This is a genomic window from Sphingomonas sp. KC8 (assembly GCF_002151445.1).
In the GTDB taxonomy this organism is placed as follows: domain Bacteria; phylum Pseudomonadota; class Alphaproteobacteria; order Sphingomonadales; family Sphingomonadaceae; genus Sphingomonas_E.
This window is the reverse complement of record NZ_CP016306.1, coordinates 1,624,151-1,641,995: the sequence shown is the minus strand read 5'-3', so window position 1 is coordinate 1,641,995 and position 17,845 is coordinate 1,624,151. Positions and strand designations below refer to the sequence as shown.

Annotated in this window: 20 protein-coding genes; 11 read left to right on the top strand and 9 right to left on the bottom strand. The window is 63.8% G+C overall.

What is annotated here, in order from left to right; genetic code table 11:
* Positions 1-4: 4 nt before the first annotated feature.
* Both KC8_RS07795 and KC8_RS07790 read right to left on the bottom strand, forming a co-directional pair.
* Complete coding sequence (locus KC8_RS07795) at positions 5-286, bottom strand: hypothetical protein (RefSeq protein ID WP_010127766.1); 282 nt, start codon at positions 284-286, stop codon at positions 5-7.
* A gap of 49 nt (positions 287-335) precedes the next feature.
* Positions 336-1,427: a mannose-1-phosphate guanylyltransferase/mannose-6-phosphate isomerase gene (locus tag KC8_RS07790; RefSeq protein WP_010127765.1), complete on the bottom strand. Its 1,092-nt coding sequence runs from the start codon at positions 1,425-1,427 to the stop codon at positions 336-338.
* Positions 1,428-1,757: 330 nt separating this feature from the next.
* Between KC8_RS07790 and prsK the strand changes: the two genes are divergently transcribed.
* Together prsK and prsR are read left to right on the top strand one after the other, a co-directional pair.
* Positions 1,758-3,788 carry an XrtA/PEP-CTERM system histidine kinase PrsK gene (gene prsK / locus KC8_RS07785; protein ID WP_010127764.1) on the top strand — a complete coding sequence of 677 codons (2,031 nt, stop codon included), beginning with the start codon at positions 1,758-1,760 and terminating at the stop codon, positions 3,786-3,788.
* 49 nt (positions 3,789-3,837) lie between these two features.
* Complete coding sequence (prsR, locus tag KC8_RS07780) at positions 3,838-5,199, top strand: PEP-CTERM-box response regulator transcription factor (RefSeq protein WP_010127763.1); 1,362 nt, start codon at positions 3,838-3,840, stop codon at positions 5,197-5,199.
* Positions 5,200-5,258: 59 nt separating this feature from the next.
* Here the strand turns inward: prsR and KC8_RS07775 are convergent, their stop codons facing one another.
* Positions 5,259-5,978: a GcrA family cell cycle regulator gene (locus tag KC8_RS07775; protein ID WP_010127762.1), complete on the bottom strand. Its 720-nt coding sequence runs from the start codon at positions 5,976-5,978 to the stop codon at positions 5,259-5,261.
* A gap of 64 nt (positions 5,979-6,042) precedes the next feature.
* Here KC8_RS07775 and KC8_RS07770 point away from each other — a divergent pair, with 64 nt between their 5' ends.
* The 7 genes from KC8_RS07770 (at position 6,043) to queE (ending at position 12,431) form a co-directional block, all read left to right on the top strand.
* A complete protein-coding gene (locus tag KC8_RS07770; RefSeq protein WP_010127760.1) occupies positions 6,043-6,870 on the top strand; it encodes an ABC transporter permease in 828 nt (275 codons plus the stop codon).
* Between the two features lie 134 nt (positions 6,871-7,004).
* The gene (locus KC8_RS07765; protein ID WP_010127759.1) at positions 7,005-8,201 is read left to right on the top strand and encodes an aspartate aminotransferase family protein; all 1,197 of its coding nucleotides are present in this window, start codon (positions 7,005-7,007) and stop codon (positions 8,199-8,201) included.
* A complete protein-coding gene (gene argF / locus KC8_RS07760) occupies positions 8,198-9,127 on the top strand; it encodes an ornithine carbamoyltransferase (protein ID WP_010127758.1) in 930 nt (309 codons plus the stop codon). Before KC8_RS07765 ends, argF begins: the two co-directional genes overlap by 4 nt.
* 125 nt (positions 9,128-9,252) lie before the next feature.
* Positions 9,253-10,188 (top strand): Hsp33 family molecular chaperone HslO, encoded by a 936-nt coding sequence (gene hslO / locus KC8_RS07755; RefSeq protein ID WP_010127757.1) that lies wholly within the window; start codon positions 9,253-9,255, stop codon positions 10,186-10,188.
* Between the two features lie 235 nt (positions 10,189-10,423).
* Complete coding sequence (locus KC8_RS07750) at positions 10,424-10,831, top strand: DUF3617 domain-containing protein (protein WP_232455661.1); 408 nt, start codon at positions 10,424-10,426, stop codon at positions 10,829-10,831.
* A 254-nt stretch (positions 10,832-11,085) separates the two neighbouring features.
* On the top strand, positions 11,086-11,790 hold the full coding sequence (gene queC, locus KC8_RS07745; protein WP_029624848.1) for a 7-cyano-7-deazaguanine synthase QueC: 705 nt from the start codon (positions 11,086-11,088) through the stop codon (positions 11,788-11,790).
* Positions 11,787-12,431 (top strand): 7-carboxy-7-deazaguanine synthase, encoded by a 645-nt coding sequence (gene queE / locus KC8_RS07740; protein WP_010127754.1) that lies wholly within the window; start codon positions 11,787-11,789, stop codon positions 12,429-12,431. Before queC ends, queE begins: the two co-directional genes overlap by 4 nt.
* A 6-nt stretch (positions 12,432-12,437) precedes the next feature.
* On the opposite strand, the gene KC8_RS07735 is transcribed toward queE, so the two are convergent.
* From KC8_RS07735 to lipB, 3 genes are all read right to left on the bottom strand, one after another.
* On the bottom strand, positions 12,438-13,094 hold the full coding sequence (locus KC8_RS07735) for a hypothetical protein (protein WP_010127753.1): 657 nt from the start codon (positions 13,092-13,094) through the stop codon (positions 12,438-12,440).
* A 183-nt stretch (positions 13,095-13,277) separates the two neighbouring features.
* On the bottom strand, positions 13,278-13,544 hold the full coding sequence (locus KC8_RS07730; protein WP_010127752.1) for a hypothetical protein: 267 nt from the start codon (positions 13,542-13,544) through the stop codon (positions 13,278-13,280).
* Positions 13,545-13,642: 98 nt separating this feature from the next.
* On the bottom strand, positions 13,643-14,311 hold the full coding sequence (gene lipB / locus KC8_RS07725; protein WP_010127751.1) for a lipoyl(octanoyl) transferase LipB: 669 nt from the start codon (positions 14,309-14,311) through the stop codon (positions 13,643-13,645).
* 108 nt (positions 14,312-14,419) lie between these two features.
* On the opposite strand from lipB, the gene KC8_RS07720 reads away from it, so the two are divergent.
* A complete protein-coding gene (locus tag KC8_RS07720) occupies positions 14,420-15,217 on the top strand; it encodes a hypothetical protein (RefSeq protein WP_010127750.1) in 798 nt (265 codons plus the stop codon).
* Here KC8_RS07720 and KC8_RS07715 read toward each other — a convergent pair.
* Genes KC8_RS07715 through KC8_RS07705 form a run of 3 tightly spaced genes read right to left on the bottom strand, consistent with a single transcriptional unit; the run spans position 15,200 to position 17,084 of the window.
* Entirely contained in the window at positions 15,200-15,790 is a 591-nt protein-coding gene (locus KC8_RS07715) for a GNAT family N-acetyltransferase (protein WP_010127748.1), read from the bottom strand. The two genes, KC8_RS07720 and KC8_RS07715, sit on opposite strands and share 18 nt — an antisense overlap.
* Before the next feature lie 5 nt (positions 15,791-15,795).
* Positions 15,796-16,638: an oxygen-dependent coproporphyrinogen oxidase gene (hemF, locus tag KC8_RS07710; RefSeq protein WP_010127747.1), complete on the bottom strand. Its 843-nt coding sequence runs from the start codon at positions 16,636-16,638 to the stop codon at positions 15,796-15,798.
* Positions 16,635-17,084, bottom strand: coding sequence for a tRNA (cytidine(34)-2'-O)-methyltransferase (locus KC8_RS07705; RefSeq protein WP_010127746.1), 450 nt, complete (start codon positions 17,082-17,084; stop codon positions 16,635-16,637). Before KC8_RS07705 ends, hemF begins: the two co-directional genes overlap by 4 nt.
* Before the next feature lie 191 nt (positions 17,085-17,275).
* Between KC8_RS07705 and petA the strand changes: the two genes are divergently transcribed.
* Entirely contained in the window at positions 17,276-17,842 is a 567-nt protein-coding gene (gene petA, locus KC8_RS07700; RefSeq protein ID WP_029624847.1) for a ubiquinol-cytochrome c reductase iron-sulfur subunit, read from the top strand.
* Positions 17,843-17,845 lie beyond the last annotated feature (3 nt).

The window sequence follows — 17,845 nt, the reverse complement described above, 5'->3', positions numbered from 1 at the left end:
GCGATCAGCGCCAGTTGGGCTGCATGACGACCATCATGAGAATGAACGCCAGATAGGTCAGCCCGGGAATGGCCGGGACCAGCAAGATCCCGCTGGCCAGATGCTTATGGTCGCGCGCTTTCAATAGCATGCTCGCGCCCAGGATCACCCCGGCGGCGGCCAGCAGGGCCAGCCACAGGCCGATGTTGAAGGACGAGACCGATCCATCGCCGATGCCGATGAACAGGAAGGCGAGCAGCACGGCCGCCAGCACCGCATCAAATGCGAAGAGCAACCAGAAGATCATGGCCTAACCGTAACATTGCCGGCTGTGTTCGCAAAATGCCGGCGACGATTCAGGGGCGGTTCGGCTGGTCCAGCGTGACGTGTCCGGTGCGTTTCAGTTCGTCGACGATCCGGCCGATATCCTGGCTCGCCCCGCGTGGCAGGATGAGGACCGCGTCCCCCGTCGCCACGACGATCAGGTCGCTGACGCCGACAGCGGCGACAAGCGGCCCATCCGATCGGATCAGGCAGTTGCTGGTGTCGAGCGCGATCACTTCGCCCTGGTGGCAGTTGCCGGCGGCATCCGGGCCGGCGATGGCGTGCAGCGCGTCCCAGCTGCCGACATCGGACCAGCCCATCGCAACCGGGACAACGGCGACGCGGTCGGCCTTTTCCATCACGGCATAATCGATCGAATCGGCAGGTGATGCGATGAAGGCGGCGCGGTCGGGCGTGATTCGCAAGCCATCGCGTGCGGCTCCGTCGATGGACGCACGGGCGGCCGCCGCGATTGCCGGGGCATGTTCCGTCAGCGCGGCCAGAAAGGCGCCGGCGCGAAACAGGAATATCCCACCATTCCACGCGTAGCAGCCTTCGGCGAGATAGGCTTGGGCGCGGGCAATATCTGGTTTTTCGACGAAATTATCCACCCGGTGCACGCCGGTGGCGAGCGGGGCGCCGATGCGGATGTAACCATAGCCGGTATTGGGCGAATCCGGCGTGATCCCGAACGTCACCAGCCATCCCTGTTCGACCAGCGGCATCGCCTTTTCTATGGCGGCATGAAAGCTGGCGATGTCGGTGATCGAATGGTCGCTCGGCATGACCAGCATGATCGTGTCGGCCGGAACGGCAAGGGCCGCGAGTGCGATTGCCGGTGCGGTATTGCGGCCCGCCGGTTCCAGGATCAACGCTTGCGGCGTTATGCCGATATCGGCCAGTTGCCGTTCGATCTGGTCCGCATGGGTTGCATTGGCAACGATCAGCGGAGGCGCGAACCGGGCGCCGTTCTGCACCCGCGCGGCCGTCAGCTGGAGCATCGTCTGGTCCGCCGTCAGGTTCAGAAATTGTTTCGGCTGCATCGACCGCGACATGGGCCAGAGCCGGGTGCCGGCGCCGCCGGACAGGATCACCGGTGCGATTGGTCGCGCGGAAATGGTCATGATCCTCCTTGGGCCTGCGATATCGTTCCGCCGGATGGCCGGGCGATGCGCGGGTCGCCCGGATAGCCGAAGCCGTTCACTGAACCCCTAACGGCTAGCATAGTTTCAGAGTTTTTTCGTAAATTTGCGCGACATCACCTCTGTCGGGAATTTTTACGATCGAAATTGGATGATGGGTTTGTTCAAATATAGCGCGCGAACCTGTGATGATCCGCCTAGTAAGCGGGGCATTGACGGGCGCGAACGCAGCAAGATCCGGCTTATGCCCTTTATCTTGCCGTCGAATCCGGCTCTAATCGGATATCCGCTACTCGGGGGGAGTAGAGCTTGATGACTGACGCCATCGGCGTCTGGAGCCATGCAGGTGCCGCGATTCTGTTCGCGGCATTGGCGATGTGGCAGGTGCAGCGACCACGCGGCGGTATGCAGCGGCGGACGCTGGCGCTCGCTTTCGCCATGACCGCGGCCTGGGCGGTGGTGGTGGTGGTGGCCGGGCCGGGGACGCTGGTGGCGCGCATCGGGGAAACCGGGCGCAACCTGGCATGGCTGGGCTTCATGTTCGGGCTGTTGCGACAGGGAACCGGCGTGGAAACCCGTTCGACCGTCGTGATCCTCTATCTCGTGCTTGCGTGCGTCGGGGCGGGGCAGATCGTCGTCGATGTCCTGACCGGGCAGATTGCGGGGCATGCCCGCGCCGCCGAAGCCCTGTTTTTCGCTATCCTGCTGTTACGTATGACGTTTGCGGTTGGGGCGCTTGTGCTGGTCCATAACCTGTACACTGCGGCCACGCCCGATGCGCGCTGGGGTATCCGCCTGCCGATGATCGCCCTGGCGGCGATGTGGGCCTATGATCTCAACCTCTATACCGTCGCCTATCTCAGCCACCAATGGCCGCTCAGCCTGTATGTGGGACGCGGGATCATCATGATCCTGCTGACGCCGTTATTTGCCCTGGCCAGCCGCCGCAACGCACGCTGGCGGATGCGCATTTCGCGGGCCGTGACGTTCCAGTCGCTCTCGTTGATGGCGATCGGCTTTTACCTGATCGCGATGGTCATCGTCGCTCGCGGGATCGAATTGATCGGCGGCGATTACGCGCAACTGGCGCAGGTGACGGTGGTGTTCGGCATGTCGATCGCCGCGCTGGTTTTCCTGCCGATCGGCCGCATCCGGGCTTGGCTGAAGGTCAAGATCGCCAAGCATCTGTTCCAGCATCGCTATGATTATCGTGTGGAATGGGTGCGCTTTACCGATACGATCGGCCGGCCGGACCAGAATGCCGACCCGCTGGATGAACGCGTTATCCAGGCGATTGCCGACATCATGGAATCGCCGGGCGGCTTGCTGCTCGGTCCTGATGGCGGCGGCGGGTTGACGCTGGTCGCGCAATGGAACTGGCCGACGGCCGAGGTGCCGGCCGTCGCTGCGGATGCCGGGTTCATTCGCCAGGTGGAAGCGACGGGCCGGATCATCGAATTTGATGCGGCGCGGCGGGACGAGGACGGGTCCGGCGCCACCACGCCCGACTGGATATTGCCCGAATTGCGGGTTTGGGCCGGGGTGCCGCTGATCCATTACGATCAGCTTGTCGGGCTGGTGCTGCTGGCCCGGCCGCGCGTGGATCGCGGGCTGGACTGGGAGGATTTCGATCTGCTGCGCGTCGCCGGCCGGCAGGTGGCTAGCTATCTGGCCGAAGCACGCGGGCAGGAAGCGTTGAACGAGTCGCGCCGGTTTGACGAATTCAACCGGCGCTTTGCCTTCATCATGCATGATATCAAGAATCTGGTGAGCCAGCTCAGCCTGCTTGCCCGCAATGCCGAACGCCATGCCGACAATCCCGATTTCCGGGCGGACATGATTGCGACGCTGCACAGTTCGACCGCCAAGATGAATGATCTGCTGGCGCGGCTGTCGCAGCACAATACCGGGCGGGTGGCGGAACCGCGCCCGGTGGTGTTGCGCACCATCGCCGAAGCCGTCGCCAGCGCCCGGACGCATCAGCATTCCGTGCGGGTCGACGGCAGTGCCGATATCGTCGCGTCGGCCGATCCGCACCGGCTTGATCAGGCGCTGGGCCATCTCGTTCAGAATGCCATCGATGTCAGCCCTCCCGATGAACCGGTGTGGCTGCATATCGAACGGCGCGGGTTGGAAGCGGTGATCGCGGTGGTCGATCGCGGGCAGGGCATGTCGGCCGAATTTGTCCGCACCCGGCTGTACAAGCCGTTCGCCTCCACCAAATCCGGCGGCTTTGGCATTGGCGCATTCGAAGCCCGCAGCCTGATCGCAGCGATGGGGGGCGGCTGGAAGTGGAAAGCCGCGAGGGCGCCGGAACCCGATTTTCGATCGTTCTGCCAGTGACGCAGATCACGGCGCAGGCCGAACGAACCGTTAGGACAGTTGACGTATCATGAGCCAGATGCCCGAAAAACCGAAACTATTGATCGTCGAGGATGATGAAGGGCTGCAGCGTCAGTTGCGTTGGGCCTATGAGGATTATGACGTGATCGTCGCGGGTGATCGCACCAGTGCGATCGATGCGTTGCGCGCGACCGAGCCGGCCGTGGTGACGCTCGATCTCGGCCTGCCGCCTGATCCCGACGGCGTGACCGAAGGTTTCGCCACGCTTGATGAAATTCTGCGGCTGAAGCCGGATACCAAGGTGATCGTCGCGTCCGGGCATGGCGCACGGACCAGCGCGCTGCGCGCGATCGCGTCGGGCGCCTATGATTTCTATCAGAAGCCGGTCGATATCGACACGCTGGGGCTGATCGTCGCGCGCGCGTTCCATCTTCACGCGATCGAACGCGAGAATGAGCGTCTGGCGCAGGCCGGCGGGTCGGGCGAAATGGTGCTGGGCAACATCATCACGTCCGCGCCCGAAATGCTGAAAGTCGCGCGCACGATCGAACGTGTCGCCGGTGCGAACGTGTCGGTGATGCTGTTGGGCGCCAGCGGCACCGGCAAGGAGTTGCTGGCGCGCGGGCTGCACAATGCCAGCGGCCGCGCCAGGGGCGCGTTCGTTGCCATCAATTGCGCGGCGATCCCCGAAAACCTGCTCGAAGCCGAACTGTTCGGGTATGAAAAGGGGGCCTTCACCGGCGCGATCAAAACCACCGAAGGCAAGATCGAGCAGGCCGAAGGCGGCACATTGTTCCTGGATGAAGTGGGCGATATTCCGCTGCCGCTTCAGGTCAAGCTGCTCCGCTTCCTGCAGGAACGGGTGATCGAACGGATCGGCAGCCGCAAATCGATCGATGTCGACACGCGTATCGTCTGCGCCACGCATCAGGATCTGGAGGCGATGATCGCCGCCGGCGGCTTCCGCGAGGATCTATATTATCGGCTGGCGGAAATCGTTGTCCGCATCCCGACCTTGGCCGAACGGCACGGCGATGCGACCTTGCTGGCCAAACATTTCCTTGGCCGATTCGCCAAGGAAATGAACCCGGCCGTGCGTGGTTTCGCCCCGGATGCGCTGGCGGCGCTCAATGGCTGGCCGTGGCCCGGCAATGTGCGCGAACTTGAAAACCGCATGAAGCGGGCGGTGATCATGGCCGAAGGCAAGCTGCTTACCGCGGCCGATCTCGACCTGGCCGAGGACGGGGCCGAGTTGATCAATCTCAAGGCCGCGCGCGAACAGGCGGACCGGCGGGCGATCCGGCAGGCGTTGGCGCGGACCGAGGGTAATATTTCCAACGCGGCCAAGCTGTTGGGGATCAGCCGGCCGACGCTGTACGATCTGTTCAAGCAATATGATTTGCAGGCCTGACGCCTGATACGGCTTTCCGGCCGGGTCAGCGGCCCGACCGGAAAGACCGGCATCACATCTCAGCGAACGCGCGGGCCGCCATAAGGCATGGGCGGCGGCGGGCGGCGGTCACGGCGCGGCAGTTGCGCCTGATAGGCCACCGAACAATGATCCAGACAATAGGGAAAGCCGGGGTTGATCGGCTGGCCGCAAAAGTGGAAATCCGGCTCGCCCGGATGGCCGAGCGGCCATTTGCAGATGCGATCGTTCAGGTCGAGCAGCGAGGTCTTGCCCGCCATTTCGGCGGATGGCTTGGCCGGAACCAGCCGGCGCGGCGGTGCCGGCGTGGCCGGTGGCTGCTGTTCGCCGGGCGACTGGCGCTGGAACCCGCCGGGGCCGATCGAACGATAAATAGGTTGCTGCGGTGTGGCAGCCGGTGCCGGGGCCGGCGCTGCGGCCGGGGCGGCCGGCGGCGTTGCGGCGACAGGGCGCGCGACGGGGGCCGCCGGTGCCGGCGCTGGCGTCGGGGGTGCTGCCACGGGTGCTGGTGCCGGGGTTGGCGCAGGCGCTGCAGCCGCTGCTGGCTCGGGGCGGGTGGCAGCCGCTTTTGGTGCTGCGTCCGCATCGCTGTTGCTACCGCCGCGCACCGGCGACGGGCGCGATTGCAGGCCAAGGCGGTGCGCCTTGCCGATTACCGCGTTGCGGCTGACGCCGCCCAGTTCCTCAGCGATCTGGCTTGCGGTGTTACCCGCCTCCCAGAGGCGCTTGAGCTGATCGATCCGTTCGTCCGTCCAGGCCATTCGTCGTCCTTAAGCGTCGTCCCGCGCTTGCGGGCGCGGCCGGCAGTCGATAGTCGCTAGCGACATGACCGACCAGCCCGAAAACTTCGTGCGCACCGCCCCCGGCGTGCCGGTGATCCCGTTCGTCAATTGGGGAGGATTACGCGCGCTCTATGTGAAGGAGGTGAGGCGTTTCTTCAAGGTCCAGCTCCAGACGATCTGGGCGCCGGCGATTACGACGCTGCTTTTTCTCGTAATCTTCACGGTTGCGCTGGGCGGTGGCGGGCGAATGGTGATGGGAATCCACTTCGCCAATTTCATCGCGCCGGGCCTGATCGTGATGGGCATGATGCAGAACGCGTTTGCCAATTCCAGTTTCTCGCTGCTTGTCGGCAAGATCCAGGGCACGATCATCGATTATCTGATGCCGCCCTTGTCGTCGGGTGAAGTGCTGGTCGCGCTGGTCGCGGCCTCGATGACGCGGGCAGTGCTCGTCGGTCTCGCGGTGTGGCTGGCGATGTGCTTCTGGCCGGGGGTCGAAGTGATTCCGCAGCATTTCTGGGCGGTCGTCTGGTTCGGCCTGATGGGATCGGCGCTCTTGTCCTTCCTCGGCGTGCTCACGTCGATCTGGGCCGAAAAGTTCGATCATGCCGCCGCCGTCACCAATTTCGTCATCCAGCCATTGTCGCTGCTGTCGGGCACCTTCTATTCGGTCGAGGCGCTGGCCCCGGCCTTTCAGACGATCAGCCATGCCAACCCGTTTTTCTATGTGATTTCGGGTTTCCGCTACGGGTTCATCGGCATCGCCGATTCCCCCATCCTGATCGGCGCCGTCACGCTGCTGGTGGTGAATATCGTGCTGGGCGCGGTCTGTTACGCGCTGCTGGAAAAGGGCTGGAAGCTCAAGAATTGAGCCTGTGACAGCGGGGGTTGTGAAGCCCGCATTCCGACGATAAAAGCGTGGTCCGAACAAGGCGGCCGGCTACGGGCCGCCTTTTTGCGTTTCCGGAGTTTTCTCGACCGTTTTTTCCTGAAGGAGCAGTACAGATGGCGATCACCCCACTCATGCCTGTCTACCCGCGGTGCGGCGTGCGGCCGGTGCGAGGCGAAGGGTGCCATCTGATCGGCGAGCGTGGCGAGCGCTATCTGGATTTCGCCGCTGGCATCGCCGTCAACGCGCTCGGCCACGGCCATCCGCATCTGACCCGGGCGATCCAGGAACAGGCGGCGACGCTGATGCACGTCTCCAACCTTTATGGCAGCCCGCAGGGCGAGGCGCTGGCGCAGCGCATCGTCGACAACAGCTTTGCCGACACGGTGTTCTTCACCAATTCGGGTGTCGAGGCGATCGAGTGCGCGATCAAGACCGCGCGTCGCTATCATTATGCCAATGGCAATCCGCAGCGGCACAAGCTGATCACGTTCAAGAACGCCTTCCATGGCCGTTCGCTCGGTGCGATCAGTGCGACCGATCAGCCCAAGATGCGCGATGGCTTCGAACCGCTGTTGCCTGGCTTCACCTATGTGGCGTTCAACGATCTTGCCGGCGCGCTGGCCGCGATCGATGACGAGACCGCCGGTTTCCTCGTCGAAACCGTGCAGGGCGAAGGCGGGATGACGGCGGGCACGCCGGAGTTCATCCAGGGGCTGCGCAAGGCGTGCGACGAACATGGCCTGCTGCTGATCCTCGATGAAATCCAGTGCGGCTATGGCCGCACCGGCAAGATGTGGGCCTATGAACATTATGGCATCACGCCGGACATTCTGACGGCGGCCAAGGGCATTGGCGGCGGCTTCCCGCTTGGCGCATGCCTTGCGACCGAAGAAGCGGCCAAGGGCATGGTGGTCGGCACCCACGGCTCCACTTATGGTGGCAACCCACTGGGGATGGCGGCGGGGCAGGCGATCCTCGATGTGATGCTGGAGCCGGGCTTTCTGGATCATGTCACCAAGATGGGCGAACGCCTGCGCGCAGCCTTCGAACAACTGATACCCAACCATGATCACCTGTTCGAAGAAATCCGGGGCAAGGGGCTGATGCTGGGCATCAAGATGAAGGAACCGGCGGTAAGCCGCGATTTCGTGGCGCATCTGCGGGACAATCACGGTCTGCTGACGGTGGCGGCCGGCGAAAACGTCTTCCGCGTGCTGCCGCCGCTGGTGATCGGCGAAGAGCATATCGCCGAATGCATTGAAAAGCTGTCGGCAGGCGCGCGGAGCTACACTCCGCCGGCGGCCGCATGAGCCGGCATTTCCTCGACCTCGCCGATGCCGGCGGGGATGCGATCGCGGCGATGCTGAACGATGCGATCGATCGCAAGGATGCGCGGGCCGGCTTGCCCAAGGGCGCGGTGGACCCCGATGCGCCGCTGGCCGGCCGCACGCTGGCGATGATCTTCGAGAAGAACTCGACCCGCACCCGCGTTTCGTTCGACATGGCGATGCGCCAACTGGGCGGCACGACGATCGTGATGGATGCGGGTTCGATGCAGCTTGGCCGGGGCGAAACCGTCGCCGATACGGCGCGCGTGCTGTCGCGCTTCGTCGATGCGATCATGATCCGCACCGATGATCATGCCAAGCTGATCGAAATGGCCGAACATGCCACGGTTCCGGTCATCAACGGCCTCACCGATCACAGCCACCCCTGCCAGATCATGGCGGACATGCTGACGGTGATCGAACGCCGCAAGGCGCTGGCCGGCACGCGCTGGGCGTGGCTGGGGGATGGCAACAACGTCCTTCATTCGATCATCGAAGCCGGCAGCCTGCTGGGTTTCGACGTTCGCGTCGGCTGCCCTGCCGGTTACGAACCGTCGGTAGAGGTGCTGGAAGCGGCGCTGAAGCGCGGCACCAACGTCCCGATCCTGCGCGATCCAGTGGCAGCGGTGCAGGATGCCGATGTCGTCGTCACCGATACCTGGATTTCGATGGGCCAGGATCATGCCGAGGAAAAGCTGGCGGCGATGGCGCCCTATCAGGTGAATGCGGCGCTGATGGCGGCAGCAAAGCCGGATGCGGTGTTCCTCCACTGCCTGCCCGCCCATCGCGGCGAAGAAGCGACCGACGAGGTGCTCGACGGTCCCAATTCCGCGATCTGGGACGAAGCGGAAAACCGGCTGCACGCGCAGAAATCGGTGCTGTTATGGTGCTTCGGCAAACTCGGCTGAACGGCCCATCTTGAAATGATCGCCGTGGATGCTGACCTTGTGGCGGCATCCACGGCGCTTTTTTCGGCGCTTCCCGTGCGGATGATCGAACGGCCCGACATCGCTTCGGGCGATGGCGGAGATTTATGGCGAGCTTCAGTAACGGAAACGGCGAGGCGCTCGTCGTCGGGCATGTCGATCAGGCATTGGGTTTTACCATTCCTGCGCGCCATGCACGCGGGCGGATCGTGCGGCTCGGGCCGTTGCTGGATGGCGTGCTGGCATCGCATGGCTATCCCCCGGCGATCGGCCGCCTGCTGGCCGAAGCGCTGACGCTGACCGCGTTGCTGGGGTCGACGCTGAAGGATGCCGGCGGGCAACTTACCATTCAGGCGCAGACCGAAGGCGGCGTCGTCGATCTGCTGGTCTGCGACTATCGTGGCGGCGAAATGCGCGGCTATGTCCGCCATGATGCCGAACGGCTGGCCGAAATGCCGGCGGATCCATCGCTTTTTGCGCTGTTCGGGCGCGGCTATCTTGCGATCACCTTCGATCAGGCGGCCAGCGGCGAACGCTATCAGGGGATCGTCCCGCTGGAAGGCGGGTCGCTCGCCGGTGCGGCCGAGGCCTATTTTACGCAGTCGGAACAACTGCCCAGCCTCGTTCGGTTGGCGACGGTCGACAACGGCCTTGCCGGCCACGTCGCCGGTGGCCTCCTCATTCAGCATCTGCCGGAAGGGGAAGAGGGTGGCCAGCGGCTGCATGTGCGCGAAGTGCATGAAGAATGGGATCATGTCGCCGCCCTTGGCGGCACGATCCGCGATGCGGAACTGACGGATCCTTCGCTGGCGCTCGATCAGATCGCGTGGCGCCTGTTCCACGAAGAAGATGAGGTGCGCACGCTTCCGCTCGTCCGGCTGGTCCGCAATTGCCGCTGTAATGCGGATCATATCCGTTCGGTGATCGCCCGCTTCCCGGCGGAGGAGCGCGCGGAGATGGCCGAATCGGATGGCGCGATTCATGTGGACTGCGAGTTCTGTTCGCGGCGCTACAGCTTCCCGCTGGTCGATTTCGCGGACTGACAAGGGCCGACGATATCGCGACAAAGTGACGAAGCTCACAGATGCTTCGACGAAGCTGCACTATAAGAGGTCTGCCAGCCCTCGTGGAGTGAGCGGGGCTGTTGTATAAGGATTAACGTAGAGACGGTAGAAGTCGAAGCCGCACCGGTACCAAGGTTTTGGGCGAAAGGCGTGGCGGGGTTTCGAGGTTTGCGTCATGTTGAAAGTTAAGTTTTTGTTGCGTTTGCTTGCGCCCATGCTTGTGATCGGTATGGCTGGCGTGGCCGAAGCTCAGCCTGTTCAACAGGCGTTGGTGGCCACGGATGCGCTGCAACCCGGGCTGTGGCGCCTTCAGGTGGAAGGGGAGACGTCACGCAATATGTGTGTGGCGGATGCTGGCGCGCTGATCCAGCTGCGCCATGCGGGCACCCCTTGCAGCCGGCTGGTTATTGCCAATCAGAAAAGCGTCGCCACGGTGCATTATAGCTGTCCGGGGGCTGGCTGGGGGCGGACGACGGTAAAGGTGGTTACCCCGCGCGCCGTGACCATCGAAACCCAGGGCATTGCGGACAACGCGCCTTTCCAGTTTTCGGCGGCCGGACATCGCATTGGCGATTGCGCCCAGAAAAGCGCCAGCCTGAACCATCGCGATATCGGCCGTTAAGCCTCGGTTTAACTTGGCCGGTCTATACCAAGCTCAGATGTGTCGACGTTTGGCGCATTCCCTCCCTAGCAGGCCCGTATAGGGCCCAACTGGGCCGCCCGTCGGGCGGCCCTTTTCTTTTGCGATTACTTCGCCGGGCCGGGTGCTTTCGCGCGTGCACAAAATCGGATAATCGAACCACAAGATACAATGCCGCCCGCGATCCGGTTCGCCGGGATGGTTGCGATGGGTCGGCAAATGCCGGAAAAGAGATGATGAACGACAATGTGAACCGGGGCGCCCCCGGTGCGGTGGTGCTGCTTTCGGGCGGCCTTGATTCGATGGTGGCCGGCGGTATTGCCCGCGAACATGGTTTTGCGATCAACGCGCTCACCATCAATTATAACCAGCGGCACATCGTGGAACTGGCGGCGTCGAAGCGGATCGCGGCGATGCTGGGTGCGGCGCGCCACATCACCCTGCCGATCGATTTGTCGCTGTTCGGCGGATCGGCGCTGACCGATGCGATCGACGTGCCCAAGACGGGGGTGGAGGAAGACGGAATCCCCGTCACCTATGTTCCGGCGCGCAACACCATCTTCCTGTCGCTGGCGCTCGGCTGGGCTGAAGCCTGCGGCGCACGGGACATCTTTCTCGGCGTCAACGCGCTCGATTATTCGGGTTATCCCGATTGCCGGCCAGATTTCGTGGCGGCGTTCCAGGCGCTGGCCGATATCGCTACCAAGGCGGGGGTCGAGGGCCGCGGCTTCACCATCCACAGCCCGCTGCTGCACATGACCAAGGCGGATATCGCGCAAGAAGCGGTCCGCCTTGGCCTTGATGCGGGGCAAAGCTGGTCCTGCTATGATCCCGCACCTGGCGATCTTCATTGCGGCCTGTGCGATAGCTGCCGGTTGCGCCAGCATGGTTATGCCGAAGCGGGCATTCCCGACCCGACATCCTATGCGGCGCGGCCATGAGTTACGCGGTCAAGGAAATCTTTCTCACGCTGCAGGGCGAAGGGCGGCAGGCGGGGCGGCGCGCGGTGTTCCTGCGGATGTCGGGCTGTAATTTGTGGACGGGCCGGGAACAGGATCGGGCCAGTGCCGAATGCCAGTTCTGCGATACCGATTTCGTCGGCATGGATGGCGACAATGGCGGCCGTTATCGCGATGCGGAGCTGTTGGCTGGCAAGGTGGCCGATCTCTGGTCGGATGGCCTCTCGGGGGATGAGGGGCGGCGCTTCGTCGTCATCACCGGGGGCGAACCGCTGTTACAGGTCGATAGCGCGCTGATCGATGCGCTGCACGCGCGTGGGTTCGAGATCGCGGTGGAAACCAATGGCACCATCGCGGCTCCGGCCGGGATCGACTGGATTTGCGTCAGCCCCAAAGCCGGCACCGAAATCGTCCAGCGTTCCGGCAATGAACTCAAGCTTGTCTGGCCACAGCCCGGCAATGACTATCGCGCGATGGAAGCGTGGGACTTCCCCAATTTTCTGGTTTCGCCGATGGATGGGCCGGATCTTGCGGGATCGACCGCCGCTGCGATCGATTTCGTCCTGGCCCATCCGCGTTGGCGGCTATCCGCCCAAACGCACAAGTTGATCGGCGTTCGCTGATATCGCTCAGCCGCACTTCTTGGAAACGTAGCGGCCCTTCTTGTCCCAGCATTGCGGCGCAAGGTTGACGAGCTGGCGCGCGGCGATGGTGTTGTGCGAGGCGAACAATCCGTCGCCCATCGGCACCAGGCTGTTGCGGAACTCGCGCATGCGCGTTTCGGCGGTGGTGTGCAGGTCGCCCTTGCGCCGGCCGATCGCGTCCCGGCCGATCGCGGCGGCGGTTTCGCAGAAGCCGTACTGGGCATGCAGCGTCGAAAAGCCGTTATAGGTTTTGGTCGTGTACTGGTCGAACTGCCTTTGCCAGGTCTTGCCCGCCGTCCGTTTGAAATAGCCGTTCATCGCGGTGTAGGCGTCGTTCAGTTCCTGGCTGTGATGGCGCAGGATGTCGTTGTAATTGCGCACCGTCATCAGCGATGGCGAAAACTGGCACTGCAGCGCGGCGACGTTCAGGCCCGCGCGCATGTTCCACAACAGATGCGCCTGCAATTCCTTGGGCGTCGCCTTGGGAATAGCGATGCCGATGCCGGGTTCATCGCCGCGAACCGGTTCGCCGGCAAAGCTGGGCTTGACCCAGTACAGATAGGAGGCGCTGGCCGGGGCCGCATATGCCAGAGTGATGGCCGCCAGCGCGGCGGCCGCGAGCCGTCGGGATCGAGTAGCCATTGAAATCTCCATTGCTGGCGTTGTTAAGCATGAACCGGGTGGCGAGATAAAGCCCGAAGACATGATTTGCGGCAAACCGTTACAGGATGGACTCAGGGTGCGGTTGGAACCGGGTGCCTGCGACAATGAAAAAGGCCGCCCGGCGACCGGACGGCCTTTCCTGCCAATATCGAAGTCGATGGCTTACATCGCGTTGGTGGCGTTGCCTGCGGTCGCATTGTCCGTTGCCGCGTCGCTCGCGACGGCGGCGTTGTCCATCACGACGTTGTCGCTCGCGCCGGCGGCGTCGACGGCGGTGACGTCGTTCATCGAACCTTCCATCGAAGGTTCGGCGGCGTTCAGTTCGGTCGTGTTGGTCGCGGGGGTCTCGCTGCTGCCGCACGCGGAAACGAGGAGGGCCGCACCGGCAACCATCGCCCCGGTCATCAGCTTGGAGAAAGTGTCACGCATTATTTGCTCCCTGTATCGGCTCTGGATAGGCGATTTGGCGCGCCTTCCGGCCTTGAACCCCAAATCGGGGCGGATCGTATCGGCAAAATCGCAGCGTCTCAAGCGCGGTTGCAGCCTTGCGGCAGTGCGTCAAGAAACATGTCGAGGCGGGCGTGCAGTGCCCTGTCAAAATCCTGCATTTCCATTGTCTTGCCAAGGTCGGCCAGGCTGGTGACGGGATATTCCGCGATGCCGCATGGAACGATTCCGCCAAAATGGGAAAGATCGGGATCAATGTTGATCGCAAAACCGTGGAAGGTCACCCACCGGGTGACGCGAACGCCGATTGCGCCGATCTTGGCCTCCCGGCCCTCACGGTCGTCGACCCAGATGCCGACGCGGCCTTCGGCGCGCCGTGCGCTCACGCCGAAATCGCCTAGCGTGTCGATCAGCCAGCCTTCCAGCTGATGAACGAAACGCCGCACGTCGCGGCCGCGTTCGCCCAGGTTGATCATCACATAGCCGACGCGCTGGCCGGGGCCGTGATAGGTATAACGGCCCCCGCGTCCGGCACGGAATACGGGGAAACGGTCGCCAGTCAACAACTCGGCCGGGTCTGCGCTCGTGCCGGCGGTGTAGAGCGGGGGATGTTCGACCAGCCAGATCTGTTCGCGGGCTTCGCCCGCGCCGATTGCGGCGGCGCGGGCCTGCATGGCCTCCAGCGCGGCGGGGTAGGGGGTCAGGCCGGGCGAGACGAGCCAGTCGACCGGGGCAGTTGTGGCATCCATCGATCCCAATTGGCCCCGCGATGGTAAACGATCAAGGCCCCGATTGCGCTGGCGGGCCGGACGCTTGTAGAGGGTGGCGCCGGCACCAGCGCCGGGCCGGGAGTTTACATGGCCGTATCGATTACCGCCGCTTGGGATGACGCTCGTCGATTTGTCGCGCGTGAAGCGGCCCTGCTTGTCCCCGTGGCGCTGACATTGCTGGTCGTGCCCGGCGCGCTGCTGGAACTCGTCACGCCGCGCGATCCGGCGCAGGCGGCGGCCGGGCCATGGCTGCTATCGCTGCCGGTGCTGCTGTTCATGACGTTGCTGGCCTCGCTCACCATCACGCGGATGGCGCTCGCTGGCGGTGTTTCGGTCGGTGAAGCGCTGGCGGCGGCCTTGCGGCGCCTGCCTGTCGCCCTGGGCGCCAGCCTGGTTCTGGGGCTGGCGGCGCTGCTTGCGTTCATGCCGGTCGCCCCGATGATGCCGGCGGCGGGTGGCGTGCCGCAGGTCGGCGCTGGCACGGCCCTGATCCTGATGATCTATCTGGCGCTGCTGACGGGCGGTGTCTTCTATGTTGGCGTTCGCCTGTTGCTGGTCAATGTCGTGGTGATGGCCGAACCGGTGGGGGTGGTTGCCGCGCTCAAGCGCTGCTTCATGCTCAGCAAGGGCTATTTTCCCAAATTGGCGGGATTGCTGTTGCTGTTCGCGGTGACCAGCCTGGTCGTCGGTAGTGCGGTGTCGCTTGCCGGCGGTGTCGTGTTTGTCGGCCTGGGCAAGCTGATGGGGCTGGAAGCGCTCGGCCGTCTGCTGCTCGCGCTGTTCTCGGGGGCGGCCAATGCGGCGCTTTCGGTCTATTTCATCGCTACGCTGGCCATGGTCTATCGCCAGATACTCGGCCCGGATCTGTCACGCATCTTCAAGTAACGGGATCTGCGGCGCCGCATCGCGTGGCAGGATGCCGGCGATGCGGGGGTCGATGAAGGTTTCCACCGCCAGGGCATAGGGCACAAAGCCAGCCTTGCGATAGAAGCCAAGCGCGGCCGGATGATCGAGCGTGCAGGTATGCACCCACATCCGTTCGATGCCGGCCCGCCAGCCAAGTGCCAGCGCCTGCGCCATCAGCCAGCGGCCATGGCCTTTGCCGGCCAGCTCGGGGATCAGGCCGAAAAAGCTCAGCTCGCACTGGCCGGGGTGCCGGAAATCCAGTTCCAGCAAGCCGACTTCGATGCCCTGTCGATCGACGACCGCGAAGATTTCAACACCCGGATCGCCGATGATCGCCGCCAGTTCCGCATCGGCCATGGCAAGCCGCGAAAACCATAGCCATGGCGTGCCGATGCGGCGAAACAGCGTGCGATACGCATCTGTCGCCGGATCGCGCCACCGCACCAGCCGCAGCGCAGACGCGGGCAATGGCGCGGCCCGCGGCCGTTCACGCATTTCGAGCGAGGTGACGATCGTGGCAAGCTGGCCGGGCGCGACGGGTTCCAGCGCCATCTGCGTCAGGCCCAGGTTGCCACGGGCGGCAGGCTCATCAGGATCGCGTCGATATTGCCGCCGGTTTTCAGGCCGAACAGCGTGCCGCGGTCATAGACGAGATTGAATTCGGCGTAGCGCCCCCGATACGTCAGCATCTGATTGCGGTCCGCATCGCTGGCCGCATCGTTCATTCGCCGCCGCACGATCTGCGGGAAGATATCCAGGAACGCTTCGCCGACATCGCGGGTGAAGGCGAAATTGGCGTCGAAATCCCCTTCGAGATGGTCATAGAAAATCCCGCCGACGCCACGATGCACCTTGCGGTGGGGGATGTAGAAATAATCGTCCGCCCATTCCTTGAAGCGCGGATAATAAGCTGGGTCATGCGCATCGCAGGCCTGTTTCAGCCGCGCGTGGAAATCGGCGGTGTCCTGATCCTGCGCGATCGGCGGGTTCAGGTCAGCCCCGCCGCCGAACCAGCGTTTGCCGGTCACCAGGAAGCGGGTGTTCATGTGGACGGCGGGAACATGCGGATTGGCCATGTGCGCGACAAGGCTGATGCCCGTCGCGAAGAAGCCCGGATTTTCGCTGGCGCCATGGATCGTTTTCGCAAATTCCGGGGCGAACTCGCCACCGACGGTGGATACGTTGACGCCGACCTTTTCGAACACGCGGCCCTTCATCACCCCGCGCACGCCGCCGCCGCCCTTGGCGTCCGGGTCTTCGTCGCGGTTCCAGGCGGCATAATCAAAGCGGGCATCACTGCCGGCTTCGCGTTCGATCGCTTCGAACTCCGCGCAGATGCGGTCGCGCAGTGATTCGAACCAGGCGCGTGCGGCCGCCTGTTCGGCATCGAGTTCGATCATTCCGGAAAACTCCCCGTCTGGCGCATGGCTTCGGCGAGCGCGATGCCAGCGGCGACCGCGACATTCAAGGATCGGAATCCGGCGCGCAGCGGGATTCGCACGGAAAGCGCGGCGGCTTCATGCACGAACGGGGGCGCCCCGGCGCTTTCCGAACCCATGAGCAGCACGTCACCAGCTTCGAACCGCGCATCGGGCAGGCGGGTGCCGCCATGGGTGGTGAGCAATATCAACCGTCCGGATAAGACCGCCCGAAACGCGTCCCAGTCGATGTGCCGCACGCATTCGGCATCCGCGGCATAGTCCATCCCGGCGCGCTTCAGGCCGCGATCCGAAAAGGGAAAGCCGCACGGCTCGATAATATCGACACCGACACCGAAACAGGCGCCAAGGCGTAAAATGGTGCCGACATTGCCGGCGATGTCGGGCTGGAACAGGGCAATCCGCATGATCCCCGCTATGCGAATATGTCCTGTCGGGGCAAGCCCACGCAAATTGCTGTTGGCAAAGAGAGCGGTGGGAGTCTATCAGCGCGCCATCCGCCGGGGGAAAATAACAGGCGGTCGCGTTACACAGGGTGGTCACCAAGCAGGGGGTCGCCTTGCGGGCGCTTATTTCGTGGCAGCGCAAGGGTTCCGGAATGGCGACGCTCGAGCAAGTACAACCATCAGACGCGCCTGAGGGCGATGGCGTTCGGCGCCGTGATTTCATCAATGTGGCGGCGGTCAGCTTTGCTGGCGTCGGCGCGGCGACCGTGGTTCTGCCACTGGTCAACCAGATGAATCCATCCGCCGACGTCCTGGCGCTGGCCTCGATCGAGGTCGACGTCTCCAAGATCACCGAAGGTCAGGCGATCAAGACGATCTTCCGCAAGCAGCCTCTCTTCATCCGTCATCTGACGGGCAAGGAGATTTCAGAGGCGAATGCTGTGCCGGTCGATTCGCTGCGCGATCCGCAGACGCTCGCTGAGCGGACCAAGGAAGGCAAAGAGCAGTGGCTCATCACGATGGGTGTCTGCACCCATCTTGGCTGCGTGCCGCTTGGCGCCGGCGAAGGTGAAAACCGTGGCGAGTTCGGCGGCTATTTCTGCCCGTGCCATGGTTCGCACTATGATACCGCCGCGCGTATCCGGAAGGGCCCTGCGCCCACGAACCTTGTGGTTCCCGAATATGCGTTCAAGTCCGACACCGTCGTGCAGATCGGCTGAGGT

Excerpts from the sequence above, each read along its gene's own strand:
- KC8_RS07795 (WP_010127766.1), bottom strand. The coding sequence starts at position 286 with ATGATCTTCTGGTTGCTCTTCGCATTTGATGCGGTGCTGGCGGCCGTG.
- KC8_RS07790 (WP_010127765.1), bottom strand. The coding sequence starts at position 1,427 with ATGACCATTTCCGCGCGACCAATCGCACCGGTGATCCTGTCCGGCGGC.
- prsK (WP_010127764.1), top strand. The coding sequence starts at position 1,758 with ATGACTGACGCCATCGGCGTCTGGAGCCATGCAGGTGCCGCGATTCTG.
- prsR (WP_010127763.1), top strand. The coding sequence starts at position 3,838 with ATGAGCCAGATGCCCGAAAAACCGAAACTATTGATCGTCGAGGATGAT.
- KC8_RS07775 (WP_010127762.1), bottom strand. The coding sequence starts at position 5,978 with ATGGCCTGGACGGACGAACGGATCGATCAGCTCAAGCGCCTCTGGGAG.
- KC8_RS07770 (WP_010127760.1), top strand. The coding sequence starts at position 6,043 with ATGACCGACCAGCCCGAAAACTTCGTGCGCACCGCCCCCGGCGTGCCG.
- KC8_RS07765 (WP_010127759.1), top strand. The coding sequence starts at position 7,005 with ATGGCGATCACCCCACTCATGCCTGTCTACCCGCGGTGCGGCGTGCGG.
- argF (WP_010127758.1), top strand. The coding sequence starts at position 8,198 with ATGAGCCGGCATTTCCTCGACCTCGCCGATGCCGGCGGGGATGCGATC.
- hslO (WP_010127757.1), top strand. The coding sequence starts at position 9,253 with ATGGCGAGCTTCAGTAACGGAAACGGCGAGGCGCTCGTCGTCGGGCAT.
- KC8_RS07750 (WP_232455661.1), top strand. The coding sequence starts at position 10,424 with ATGCTTGTGATCGGTATGGCTGGCGTGGCCGAAGCTCAGCCTGTTCAA.
- queC (WP_029624848.1), top strand. The coding sequence starts at position 11,086 with ATGAACGACAATGTGAACCGGGGCGCCCCCGGTGCGGTGGTGCTGCTT.
- queE (WP_010127754.1), top strand. The coding sequence starts at position 11,787 with ATGAGTTACGCGGTCAAGGAAATCTTTCTCACGCTGCAGGGCGAAGGG.
- KC8_RS07735 (WP_010127753.1), bottom strand. The coding sequence starts at position 13,094 with ATGGCTACTCGATCCCGACGGCTCGCGGCCGCCGCGCTGGCGGCCATC.
- KC8_RS07730 (WP_010127752.1), bottom strand. The coding sequence starts at position 13,544 with ATGCGTGACACTTTCTCCAAGCTGATGACCGGGGCGATGGTTGCCGGT.
- lipB (WP_010127751.1), bottom strand. The coding sequence starts at position 14,311 with ATGGATGCCACAACTGCCCCGGTCGACTGGCTCGTCTCGCCCGGCCTG.
- KC8_RS07720 (WP_010127750.1), top strand. The coding sequence starts at position 14,420 with ATGGCCGTATCGATTACCGCCGCTTGGGATGACGCTCGTCGATTTGTC.
- KC8_RS07715 (WP_010127748.1), bottom strand. The coding sequence starts at position 15,790 with ATGGCGCTGGAACCCGTCGCGCCCGGCCAGCTTGCCACGATCGTCACC.
- hemF (WP_010127747.1), bottom strand. The coding sequence starts at position 16,638 with ATGATCGAACTCGATGCCGAACAGGCGGCCGCACGCGCCTGGTTCGAA.
- KC8_RS07705 (WP_010127746.1), bottom strand. The coding sequence starts at position 17,084 with ATGCGGATTGCCCTGTTCCAGCCCGACATCGCCGGCAATGTCGGCACC.
- petA (WP_029624847.1), top strand. The coding sequence starts at position 17,276 with ATGGCGACGCTCGAGCAAGTACAACCATCAGACGCGCCTGAGGGCGAT.